At 68.9% G+C, this 10877-nt stretch carries 10 protein-coding genes; 1 reads left to right on the plus strand and 9 read right to left on the minus strand.

Going from position 1 to position 10877, the window contains the following annotated elements; all coding sequences use genetic code 11:
* Positions 1 to 67: 67 nt before the first annotated feature.
* The 7 genes from argH to argC form a co-directional block, all read right to left on the minus strand.
* A complete protein-coding gene (gene argH, locus AB0M65_RS37550; RefSeq protein ID WP_364039187.1) occupies positions 68 to 1483 on the minus strand; it encodes an argininosuccinate lyase in 1416 nt (471 codons plus the stop codon).
* Positions 1484 to 1561: 78 nt separating this feature from the next.
* The gene (locus AB0M65_RS37555) at positions 1562 to 2083 is read right to left on the minus strand and encodes an arginine repressor (RefSeq protein ID WP_364039190.1); all 522 of its coding nucleotides are present in this window, start codon (positions 2081 to 2083) and stop codon (positions 1562 to 1564) included.
* Complete coding sequence (gene argF / locus AB0M65_RS37560; protein ID WP_364039193.1) at positions 2080 to 3006, minus strand: ornithine carbamoyltransferase; 927 nt, start codon at positions 3004 to 3006, stop codon at positions 2080 to 2082. Before argF ends, AB0M65_RS37555 begins: the two co-directional genes overlap by 4 nt.
* Positions 3007 to 3022: 16 nt before the next feature.
* A complete protein-coding gene (locus AB0M65_RS37565; protein ID WP_364039196.1) occupies positions 3023 to 4216 on the minus strand; it encodes an acetylornithine transaminase in 1194 nt (397 codons plus the stop codon).
* Complete coding sequence (gene argB / locus AB0M65_RS37570) at positions 4213 to 5130, minus strand: acetylglutamate kinase (protein ID WP_364039199.1); 918 nt, start codon at positions 5128 to 5130, stop codon at positions 4213 to 4215. Before argB ends, AB0M65_RS37565 begins: the two co-directional genes overlap by 4 nt.
* Positions 5127 to 6287, minus strand: coding sequence for a bifunctional glutamate N-acetyltransferase/amino-acid acetyltransferase ArgJ (gene argJ, locus AB0M65_RS37575; RefSeq protein WP_364039202.1), 1161 nt, complete (start codon positions 6285 to 6287; stop codon positions 5127 to 5129). Before argJ ends, argB begins: the two co-directional genes overlap by 4 nt.
* Positions 6284 to 7312 carry an N-acetyl-gamma-glutamyl-phosphate reductase gene (argC, locus tag AB0M65_RS37580; RefSeq protein ID WP_364039205.1) on the minus strand — a complete coding sequence of 343 codons (1029 nt, stop codon included), beginning with the start codon at positions 7310 to 7312 and terminating at the stop codon, positions 6284 to 6286. Before argC ends, argJ begins: the two co-directional genes overlap by 4 nt.
* 101 nt (positions 7313 to 7413) lie before the next feature.
* Between argC and AB0M65_RS37585 the strand changes: the two genes are divergently transcribed.
* Positions 7414 to 8379, plus strand: coding sequence for a YafY family protein (locus tag AB0M65_RS37585; RefSeq protein WP_364039208.1), 966 nt, complete (start codon positions 7414 to 7416; stop codon positions 8377 to 8379).
* 37 nt (positions 8380 to 8416) lie between these two features.
* On the opposite strand, the gene AB0M65_RS37590 is transcribed toward AB0M65_RS37585, so the two are convergent.
* Together AB0M65_RS37590 and AB0M65_RS37595 are read right to left on the minus strand one after the other, a co-directional pair.
* Positions 8417 to 8914: a helix-turn-helix domain containing protein gene (locus tag AB0M65_RS37590; RefSeq protein WP_364039211.1), complete on the minus strand. Its 498-nt coding sequence runs from the start codon at positions 8912 to 8914 to the stop codon at positions 8417 to 8419.
* 183 nt (positions 8915 to 9097) lie between these two features.
* Positions 9098 to 10687: an alpha/beta hydrolase gene (locus AB0M65_RS37595; protein WP_364039214.1), complete on the minus strand. Its 1590-nt coding sequence runs from the start codon at positions 10685 to 10687 to the stop codon at positions 9098 to 9100.
* Positions 10688 to 10877 lie beyond the last annotated feature (190 nt).

Here is a 10877-nt window from a genome sequence, read left to right on the forward strand (position 1 = left end):
CTCCCCTGAAGTACAGGAAGGCCCCCTTCCTTGCGCCTAACGCAAGGAAGGGGGCCTTCACGTACTTCTAGCTCAGCCAGGTGCGGTGTTCGGTGACCCGCGCGACCAGCCGGTCCAACTGCTCGGCGACCCGGGCGGGCGCGGTACCGCCGCGGGCGTCGCGCGAACGCACCGAACCCTCGACGGTCAGCACCTCACGCACGGACGGCGTCAGGGCGGGGTTGATCTTCTCGAACTCTTCGTCGGTCAGTTCGTCGAGGCCGACACCGCGGCCCTCGGCGACGCGGACGCTTTCCCCCGCCGCCTCGTGTGCGACGCGGAACGGAACCCCTTGGCGCACAAGCCATTCGGCGATGTCCGTGGCGAGGGTGAACCCGGCGGGCGCCAGTTCGGCGAGACGGTCGGTGTGGAAGGTCAGCGTCTCGAGCATGCCCGCGATCGCCGGGAACAACAGTTCCAGCTGCTCGACGGAGTCGAAGACCGGCTCCTTGTCCTCCTGCAGGTCCCGGTTGTACGCCAGCGGCTGCGCCTTGAGCGTCGCGAGCAGGCCGGTCAGATTGCCGATGAGCCGTCCGGCCTTGCCGCGAGTCAGCTCCGCGACGTCCGGGTTCTTCTTCTGCGGCATGATCGAACTGCCCGTCGCCCACGCGTCGTCGAGGGTGACGTAGCCGAATTCGGCGGTGTTCCAGATGATCACCTCTTCGGCGATCCTGGACAGGTTGACCGCGAGCATCGCGACGTCGAACGCGAACTCGGCGACGAAGTCCCGCGAGGCGGTGCCGTCGATGGAGTTGTCGACGCTGGTGTCGAAGCCCAGTTCCGCGGCGACGGCCTCCGGGTCGAGGCCGAGCGAGGAGCCCGCGAGCGCACCGGAGCCGTACGGCGACTCGGCGGTCCGAGCGTCCCAGTCACGCAACCGGGTGACATCGCGCAGCAGTGACTGGCCGTGCGCGAGCAGGTGATGCGCCAGCAGGACCGGCTGGGCGTGCTGCAGATGGGTGCGGCCCGGCAGGATCGCGGCCGGGTGCCGCTTCGCCTGCGAAACGAGCGCGTCGACGACGCCGAGCGTGCCCGCGACCACGCGGCGGGCCGCGTCCCGCAGCCACATCCGGAACAACGTCGCGACCTGGTCGTTGCGTGAGCGGCCCGCCCGCAGTTTGCCGCCCAGTTCGGTGCCCGCGCGCTCCAGCAGACCGCGTTCGAGCGCGGTGTGGCAGTCCTCGTCGGCGACGGTCGGGGTGAACGCGCCCGAGGCGACGTCCTGCGCGAGCGTGTCCAGTGCGGCGAGCATGCCGGTCAGCTCGTCTTCGGTGAGCAGCCCCGCCTTCCGCAGCACTCGCGCGTGGGCCCGCGACCCGGCGATGTCGTACGGCGCCAGGCGCCAGTCGAAATGGGTCGACGCGCTCAGCGCCGCCATGGCCTCGGCCGGACCGCTGGCGAACCGGCCGCCCCACAGCTGCACCGGCTGCTCATTCCCGCTCACAACACTCCTCGGTTCTTGGGTTTACGTCAGGCGTCTGACCGGTTGAAGGTAGCGCCTGTGGTGAAGTCGTACAGCGCGTCAGGCGCCGCCTTCGCCATTCTCGCCGTCGTCCAAAGTGGACGAGCGCCTCGCGAGCGCCATGAAGCGCTCAGCCAGATCTTTGCCGGACAACGGTTCCCTCGCGATCACCGCGACCGTGTCGTCACCGGCGATCGAGCCGACGACCTCCTCCAGCGCCGCCCTGTCGATGGCGCTGGCGAGGAACTGCGCCGCGCCCGGCGGGGTGCGCAGTACGGTCAGGTTCCCCGACGAGTCCGCCGAGACCAGCAGTTCGGCGAGCAGCCGGGAAAGGCGGGAAGTGCCGCCCTGCACGCCGCGTACCGGGCTTCCGTCCTCCGGGATGACGTACACCGGGGCGCCGGAATCGGCACCCCGCAGCTTGACCGCGCCCAGTTCGTCGAGATCCCGGGACAGGGTCGCCTGCGTGACGTCGATGCCTTCCGCCGCCAGGAGCTTCGCGAGCTCCGTCTGGCTGCGGATGGCCATCGTGGACACGAGTTCGGTGATCCGGGCCTGCCGGGTCACCCTGCTGCCGGTCATCGTCGCTTCTCGTCCAAGAGCCAGACCATGAGCGCCTTCTGGGCGTGCAGCCGGTTTTCGGCCTCGTCCCAGACCGCGCTCGACGGGCCGTCGAGGACCTCGTCGGTGATCTCCCAGCCGCGGTGCGCCGGCAGGCAGTGCAGCACGATCGCCTCGTCCGCGGCGCGGCGCAGCAAAGCGGCGTTGACCTGCAGCTCGCGGAAGGGGCCGACCCGGTCGAGGCCGTCGTTCTCCTGCCCCATCGACGTCCACGTGTCGGTGACGACGACGTCCGCGCCTTCGACGGCGGCGTACGGGTCGGTGAAGACCGTGGTACTGCCACCGGTGTCGGACGCGCGGTGCTTGGCGTCGAGCATCACCTGCTGGTCCGGTTGGAAACCCTCGGGTGAGACGACCCGGACGTTCATGCCGGCCGTGGTCCCGCCGAGCAGCAGCGAATGCGCCATGTTGTTGGCGCCGTCACCGAGGTAGACCAGGGTGAGCCCGGCAAGCTTGCCTTTGCGCTCGCGAATCGTCATCAGATCGGTGAGGACCTGGCACGGGTGGAACTCGTCGGTGAGCGCGTTGATCACCGGGATGCTCGCCGCCGACGCCATCGCGTCGATGCGCTTCTGCGCGAAGGTCCGCCAGACGATCGCGTCCAGGTACCGCGAAAGCACCCGCGAAGTGTCCTCGATGGTCTCTTCGCGGCCGAGCTGCATGGAGCGCCCGTCGACGATCACCGGATTACCGCCGAGCTGGGAAATGCCCACCTCGAACGAGAACCGGGTCCGGGTGGAGTTCTTCTCGAAGATCGCCGCGACGGATTTGCCCTCCAGCGCACGGGAGCTCAGTGGCTCGGCCTTCAGCTGGTCGGCGAGGTCCAGGATCTCGGCCTGTTCGGCCGGGCTGAGATCGTCGTCGCGGAGAAAGTTGCGGGGCATGCGTTTCGTCTCTGTCCTAGGTGGTGGTGGAATCGAGGGCCCCGGGAAGGGCTTCGAGGAATCCCTTGGCCTCGTCGGCGCTCAGGATCAGCGGTGGTGCCAGCCGGATGGCGTCCGGGGCGACCGGGTTGACCAGGTAACCGGCCTCCTGCGCGGCCTTGGCGACCGCCGCCGAGACCGGTTCGCGCAGCGCGATGCCGAGCAGCAGCCCGGCGCCGCGGACGCCGGCCACCAGCGGATGGCCGAGTTCCTCGACGCGAGAGGCGATGTCCTTGCCCAGCGCGGAAACGTGGTCGTTCAGGTTGTCGGCGGCAATGGTCTTGAGTACCGCGAGCCCGGCGGCGCAACAGATCGGGTTGCCGCCGAAGGTGGTCCCGTGCTGCCCCGGTTTCATCAGCTCGCCCGCCGCGCCGACCCCGATGACCGCGCCGATCGGCAGCCCGCCGCCGAGGCCCTTGGCCAGTGTGATGATGTCCGGGACGATACCGGCGTGCTGGAAGGCGAACCACGCGCCGGTGCGGCCGATGCCGGTCTGTACCTCGTCGAGGACCAGCAGGGTCCCGGTCTCCTTGGTGATCTCCCGCGCGGCCTGGAGGTAGCCGTCCGGCGCCGGGATGACACCCGCCTCCCCGAGGATCGGCTCCAGGAACACCGCCGCCGTGTCGGTGTCCACCGCGGCGCGAAGCGCGTCGACGTCACCGTACGGGACGTGGCTGACACCGGGGACCAGCGGCACGAACGGGTCGCGCTTCGACGGCTGACCGGTCAGCGTCAGCGCACCCATGGTGCGGCCGTGGAAGGCGCCTTCGCAGGCGACGATCTTCGTGCGGCCGGTGAGCCTGCTGATCTTCAGCGCGGCTTCGTTGGCCTCCGCGCCGGAGTTGACGAACAGCGTCTTCGCGTTGCCTGTCAGGCCCGCGACGTCCAGCAGGGTCTCGGCGAACTCGACGACGACCGGGTTCACGTAGATGTTCGACGTGTGGCCGAGTTTCGCGACCTGTTCGGACACCGCGGCGACCACGGCGGGATGGGCGTGACCCAGCGCGTTGACCGCGATCCCGCCGAGCAGGTCGATGTAGGGCTTGCCGTCGGCGTCCCAGACCTTCGCGCCCTCACCGCGGACCAAGGTCAGCGACGGGGTGCCGTAGTTGTCCATGAGGGACGACTTCCAGTGCTCTTGGCCGTCTACATTGGACTTGAGCGTGGTCACGGGAGCTCCGTTTCGGGAAAGACCATGGTACCGATGCCGCGGGAGGTGAAGACCTCCAGCAACACCGAATGGGCGATGCGGCCGTCGATCACGTGCGCACGGCGGACACCGCCGCGGATCGCGCGCACGCAGGCTTCCATCTTGGGGATCATGCCGCTGGCGAGGCCGGGCAACAAGGTTTCGAGCCTGTCCACGCGGACACGGTCGACCAGCGAACCGCGGTCCGGCCAGTTGGCGTAGAGGCCCTCGACGTCGGTGAGGACGACGAGTTTCTCCGCACCCAACGCGGCGGCAAGCGCACCGGCGGCGGTGTCGGCGTTGATGTTGTGCACGACGCCGTCGACATCCGGGGCCACCGTGGAGACCACCGGGATGCGCCCGGCGTTGACGATGTCGAGTACCGCGTCCGGGTTGACCTCGGAGACCTCGCCGACGAGTCCTATGTCGACGGACTCACCGTCCACAGTGGCCCGTTTGCGCTCCGCGGTGAACAGTCGCGCGTCCTCGCCGGAGATGCCGACCGCGTACGGGCCGTGTGCGTTGATCAGCCCGACCAGTTCGCGGCTGACCTGTCCGGTCAGCACCATGCGGACGATGTCCATCGTCTCCGGGGTGGTGACACGCAGGCCGCCCTTGAACTCGCCCTCGACGCCGAGCCGGTTGAGCATCGCGGTGATCTGCGGGCCGCCACCGTGCACCACGACCGGGCGCAGTCCGGCGAGCCGCAGGAACACCATGTCCTCGGCGAAGGCCTGCTTGAGGCTTTCGTCGATCATGGCGTTGCCGCCGTACTTCACCACGACGGTGGCACCGTGGAAGCGCTGCAGCCAGGGCAGGGTTTCGATCAGGATGGCGGCCTTCTCCGACGCCGTCGCGAGCCGTTCGTCGGCGGAGACCGTGGATTCCGGCGTCATGACGAGTACGCGCTGTTCTCTTCGACGTACGCGTGCGAGAGGTCGGTCGTGAAGATCGTCGCCTCGCCTTCGCCGAGACCGAGGTCGACGACGATCTTGATGTCGCGGCCCGACAAGTCCGCCTCGGACCGGTCGGCCGCGGTCGTGCCTTTGGCGAACAGGGTGACGCCGTTGATCGTGATGGCGACCTTGTCCGGGTCGATCTCCGCCGGAACGCGGCCCAGCGCCATGGCGATGCGGCCCCAGTTCGGGTCCGAACCGAAAAGCGCGGTCTTGACCAGGTTGTCCTCGGCGATCGTCCGGCCGACGGCGATGGCGTCGGCTTCGCTCGCCGCGCCGGTGACGGTGACGTCGACGTACTTGGTCGCGCCCTCGGCGTCCGCACGCAGCTGCAGCACGAGGTCGAGGCTGACGGCGGTGAGCAGTTCGGTCAGCTCGGCCTCGGTCGGTTCGACGCCGCTGGCGCCGGAGGCGAGGACGAGCACGGTGTCGTTGGTGGAGGTGCCGCCGTCGACGTCCAGCCGGTCGAAGGTGACGCCGGTGGCGGCGCGCAGGGCTCGGTCGAGGACCTCGGGGGTGACGACGGCGTCGGTGGTGAGGACCGAAAGCATCGTCGCGAGGTTCGGGGCGAGCATGCCGGCTCCCTTGGCGAACCCGCCGACGCTCCAGCCGCTGTCGTGCTTCGCGACGGCCTGCTTCGGCTTGCTGTCGGTGGTCATGACCGCGGAGGCGGCGTTGAGATCCGCGTCCGCACCGGTGCCGAGCTCCTTGAACGCGGTGTCCACGCCGCCGAGCAGGGCTTCCATCGGGAGGCGCGCGCCGATCAGGCCGGTGGAGCAGACCGCGACCTCGATCGCGCCGGTGTCGAGGAGTTCGGCGACCTTCTCGGCCGTCTTGTGGGTGTCCTGGAAACCGCCGGGGCCGGTGGCCGCGTTCGCGCCGCCGGAGTTGAGAACCACGGCCTTGAGGCGCCGCTGCTTGAGCACCTCCCGCGACCACTGCACCGGCGCGGCCTTGATCACGTTGCGGGTGAAGACGCCGGCCGCGACCTGCAGCGGCCCGTCGTTGACGACGAGCGCGAGGTCGAGCTTGCCGGAGGTCTTGATCCCGGCGGCGACGCCCGCCGCGCGGAACCCATTCGGCTGGGTGACGGTCACGGAGCCACTCCTACGGTCGGTAGTCCGGTGGTTTCGGGAAGGCCGAGAGCGATGTTCATCGACTGCACGGCACCACCCGCGGTGCCCTTGGTGAGGTTGTCGATCGCCGCGACCACGACCAGGCGCCGGGTGTCGGCGTCGACGGTGACCTGCAGCTGGACGTTGTTCGAACCGACCACCGAGGCCGTCGACGGCCACTGGCCCGCAGGCAGCAGCTGGACGAACGGTTCGGCGGCGTACGCCTTTTCGTACACCTCGCGGGCTCCGTCGGCGTCCAGGCCGGATTTGAGCGCGGCGCTCGCGGTGGTGAGGATCCCGCGCGGCATCGGAGCCAGCACGGGGGTGAACGAGACCTTGACCTGCTCCCCCGAGACCGCCGACAGGTTCTGCGCGAATTCGGGGGTGTGGCGGTGGGCGCCGCCGACGCCGTACGCGCTGGCCGAACCCATCACCTCCGAACCGAGGAGGTTCGGCTTGAGACTCTTGCCCGCGCCCGAAGTCCCGGTCACGGCGACGACGTTGACCTCCGGCTCGACCAGGCCCGCGGCGAGTGCCGGGGCGAGGGCGATCGAACCGCCGGTCGGGAAGCAGCCGGGGACCGCGATGCGTTTGGTCCCGGCGAGGCGCTCGCGAGCGCCCGGGAGTTCAGGAAGCCCGTACGGCCACTGCCCGGCGTGGTCGCCGCCGTACCAGCGCTGCCAGTCGGCCGCGTTCGAGAGCCGGTGGTCGGCACCGAGGTCGACGACCAGGACGTCCGGCCCCAGTCGCGCGGCGATGGCACCCGAGTGGCCGTGCGGCAGGGCGAGGAAGACGACGTCGTGCCCGGCCAGGGTCTCCGGAGTCGTCTCCAGCAGGATCCGGTCCGCCAGCGGCGCGAGGTGCGGTTGGTGCTGGATGAGCGGCGTCCCCGCGGAGCTGGCCGCGGTCAGCGCACCGATCTGGACTTCGGGATGGGTCAGCAGCAAGCGCAGGAGTTCGCCGCCCGCGTACCCGCTGGCTCCGGCCACCGCGATCTTCACCGTCATACGAATGATTATGCACAGTCGTGCAAGTTCAATCAAACAAAGTCATCCGGCTCACTCGATATAGGCCACCCCCTGTCCCTTATACGGGGCATCCTTGCCGCATGACGGATACGCCCGCCCGGTTGCTCGGCCTGCTGTCGCTTCTGCAGACGCCGCGCGAATGGCCTGGCAGCGAGCTCGCCCAACGGCTAGAGGTCAGCCAGCGGACCATCCGGCGCGACATCGACCGGCTGCGTGAGCTCGGTTACCCCGTCGAAGCGAGCCGGGGTTCCGAGGGTGGTTACCGGCTGGGCGCGGGCGCGGCGATGCCGCCGCTGCTGCTCGACGACGAGGAGGCCGTCGCGATCGCGGTCGGTCTCCGCGGCGCCGCCGGGCAGGCGATCTCGGGGATCGAGGAGTCTTCGGTGCGGGCGCTGGCGAAACTCGAGCAGGTGCTGCCGTCACGGCTGCGTTACCGCGTCGGCGCGCTCGGCGCCGCGACGGTGCCGCTGCCCGGCACCGGCCCCGCGGTGGACCCGGAACACCTCACCGTCTTCGCAGGCGCGATCGCCAACACCGAACGGACGCGGTTCGCCTACCGTACTGGCGACGGGACCGAATCCCGGCGGCATGTCGAACCGCACCGGCTCGTCTCGGCCGGACGCCGCTGGTACCTGCTCGGCTTCGATCTCGACCGCGACGGCTGGCGGATCTTCCGGGTGGACCGGATCACCGAGCCGCGAGCGACCGGCGGCCGGGCCACCCCGCGACAGCCACCGGCCGAAGACGTGGCGGCCTATGTCACCGACAAGATGTACAGCCTCGTTCCCACCTACAGCGCACGCGTGACCCTGCACGCACCTCTGAACCAGGTCGCCCCCGCCATCGGGGACAACATCGGCGAACTCGAACCGATCGACGACGAGACCTGTGTGCTGAACGCGGGCGTGGACACACTCGACTGGCTCGCGTTCCGCTTACTCGGTCTCGGCTGCGAATTCACCGTGCACGAACCGCCGGAACTGATCGGTCACCTCCACGAGATGGCGGCACGCGCCCACCGCGGGATCTCGTCCACAGTGGACTGACGGCGGCCGCGAGGTGTCCGCTCGCGGCCGCCTCGGTTCAGCCGAGTCCACCTGCCTCCCGCTGACTGGGCGGGACCGGGAGATACGCGCCCCGGCGCTCCGGGTCGCAGCCGACCCTGGGCAGCCTCGCCCGGATCCCGCCCGGCGTTCGTTCGAACCGCCGCGCGATCTCCTCGACGCTTTCCCCTGCCAGCCAACGGCTTTCCAGTTCGGCGTCGAGTTCTTCCGACCACGGCAGGCCTTGCCGCGGGGGCCGGTCGGCCGATCTTCGGCGACGATTCCCGCCGCCGCCACTCCTCCCGGCGAACGCCATCAGCGTGTCGGAAAGGACGGTCGCCAGAGCCGGTACGGCCTCGGCGTCGATATCGAGCCTGCCTTCGGCGACAGGCTCCTGCTGCGGTCCGGCTCCGCCGACCATGACGGTCACCCAGCGGTCTTCCCCGGCCGCGCCGCCACCCTCACGGGCGGCGACCTCGATGCGGTAAACGGTGTCCTGCACGCGGACCTCGGTCCGGTGCTCTTCGACGATGTTCATGCCAGGGACGCTAACGGGGGTCCCCGACAATTCCCCGGCGCGGCGGTGGGGATACGGCGCGGGACGGTGGATGACCGGTACTTTCAGCGCACTTCGGGACGAGAGGGTGCCGGTCATGGCGGGTGCCGGGGGTCGTGAGTGATTTGGGTCGTTAGAACGACCCAAATCACTCACGACCCAGGCTCAGAAAGGCAGCGCCTGAGCCAGCGCCTCCTTCTTCACTTCAGCGGCCGACGAGGGCACGTCGGACTTCTTCGACGTCGCCGCCGAACCCTCCGGAACGGGCGGCGGGACCGGGGTGCACTGCACGTCCGAACCGTTACCCGGCTTCCGCACGGGCAGCTTTCCGGTCAGCAGGTAGTCCGCGATCTTGTCGTCCACACAGGACACACCGGACAGCGAACCGGAGTGCGTGGTGCCGCCGGGCGCGCTGATCAGGCTGGAGTTCGGGTAGCGCTTGCGAATCTCGAGGCTGCCGGGGTACGGCGTCGCGGCGTCGTTCTCCTCGTTGACCAGCAGGATTCCGGGTACCTTTCGCCCGTCGATCTCCACTGGCTTGCCCGGCTTCGCCTGCCAGTTGAGGCACGGCGCGTTGAACCAGGCGTTGCCCCAGGTCTCGAACGGCGCCCGGAAGTGCGTGACCCAGTTGTCGAATTTCCAGCGGTTCCAGTTCTGCGGCCAAGCGACGTCGGTGCACTGCACGGCCGCGTACACCGCGTACCCGTTGTCCTGGCCCGGCGGGTTGGAGCCGTCGTACAGGTCCTTCAGGGTCTGCCAGTCACCCTTGTGCACCCAGCCCGAGAACGCGTTCGCCATGTCTTCCCAGCCGAAGACGTAGTACCCGGCCTGCAGGAAGACGTCCGTCCACTCGGAACCGCCGATGACGCCACCCGCGGGCTTGTCGTACAGCTTCTTCTGCTCGGCGTACCACAGCTTCTCGACCTCGGAGGCACTCTTGCCGAGGTGGTAGATATCGTCGTACTTCGCGAGCCAGCCGAAGTAGGTCTTGATGTTCTTGTCGAAGGCGACGTCCTGGTTCAGGTTCGCCTTGTACCAGACGTCGCGGGGGTCGACGGTGCCGTCGAACACCATCCGCCGCACGTTCTGCGGGAACAGCGTGCTGTAGACCTGGCCGAGGTAGGTGCCGTAGGAGAAGCCGTAGTAGTTGATCTGCTTCTCGCCCAGCGCCTTGCGAAGGCTGTCGACGTCCTTCGCGACGTCGATGGTCTTGATGTGTTCGAGGATCGCGCCGTTCTTGGCGCACGCCTTCGCGTAGCCCTTCGCCTTGTCCAGCCACGCCTTCTCGATGGCGCGCGTGGTCGGCACGTACTGCGGGCGGTTGTAGGAGGCGTAGTTCCCATCGCAGGTCAGCGACGGCTTGCTCTCCCCGACCCCACGCGGGTCGAAGCCGATCCAGTCGTACTCTTCGCCCGCCTTCTTGGGGACGGCCCGGCCGAGCGTCGACAGGCCGAGGCCGGAGCCGCCGGGACCACCCGGGTTGACCACCATGACGCCCTGCGACTGGGCGGACTTGTGCTTCACACGCGAGACGGCGATCGAGATTTTCTCCCCGCCCGGCTTCGCGTAGTCCAGCGGGACTTCGAGGAAGCCGCATTCCGCGCCTGCCTTGACCAGGCTCGGCCGGGTACATGCTGCCCAGGAGATCGGCTTCGGATCGAAGTCCTGCGCAGAAGCGGCCGTGGCTGAGGGGGCGAGCGCCATGGTGCCGACGCCGATCCCCGCGACCGCCAGGGCGGCAACGAATTTCTTCATGTGTTCCTTTTCGTCCGCGTTCGACCCGGTCGGGCCGAAGCTACCGAGAACCGGCTTCAATCTCGCTGACCGACACGTTGACCGCCATCCCTCTTTAGGGCGTGTCTGGCAAATCTGTTCGATGGGGTTCGTGATCCAGGTGGTTCCTGGTGGTGTGGGCCCTTCGGCCTCGTACCGGGTCGTACTCGGT

The sequence above is a fragment of the Amycolatopsis sp. NPDC051071 genome (genome assembly GCF_040682875.1).
Taxonomy (GTDB): domain Bacteria; phylum Actinomycetota; class Actinomycetes; order Mycobacteriales; family Pseudonocardiaceae; genus Amycolatopsis.

What these genes read in the sequence shown, in the direction of transcription:
- AB0M65_RS37555 (WP_364039190.1), bottom strand. Translation starts at nt 2,083, where the DNA reads ATGACCGGCAGCAGGGTGACCCGGCAGGCCCGGATCACCGAACTCGTG.
- argF (WP_364039193.1), bottom strand. Translation starts at nt 3,006, where the DNA reads ATGCCCCGCAACTTTCTCCGCGACGACGATCTCAGCCCGGCCGAACAG.
- argB (WP_364039199.1), bottom strand. Translation starts at nt 5,130, where the DNA reads ATGACGCCGGAATCCACGGTCTCCGCCGACGAACGGCTCGCGACGGCG.
- argC (WP_364039205.1), bottom strand. Translation starts at nt 7,312, where the DNA reads ATGACGGTGAAGATCGCGGTGGCCGGAGCCAGCGGGTACGCGGGCGGC.
- AB0M65_RS37585 (WP_364039208.1), top strand. Translation starts at nt 7,414, where the DNA reads ATGACGGATACGCCCGCCCGGTTGCTCGGCCTGCTGTCGCTTCTGCAG.
- AB0M65_RS37590 (WP_364039211.1), bottom strand. Translation starts at nt 8,914, where the DNA reads ATGAACATCGTCGAAGAGCACCGGACCGAGGTCCGCGTGCAGGACACC.
- AB0M65_RS37595 (WP_364039214.1), bottom strand. Translation starts at nt 10,687, where the DNA reads ATGAAGAAATTCGTTGCCGCCCTGGCGGTCGCGGGGATCGGCGTCGGC.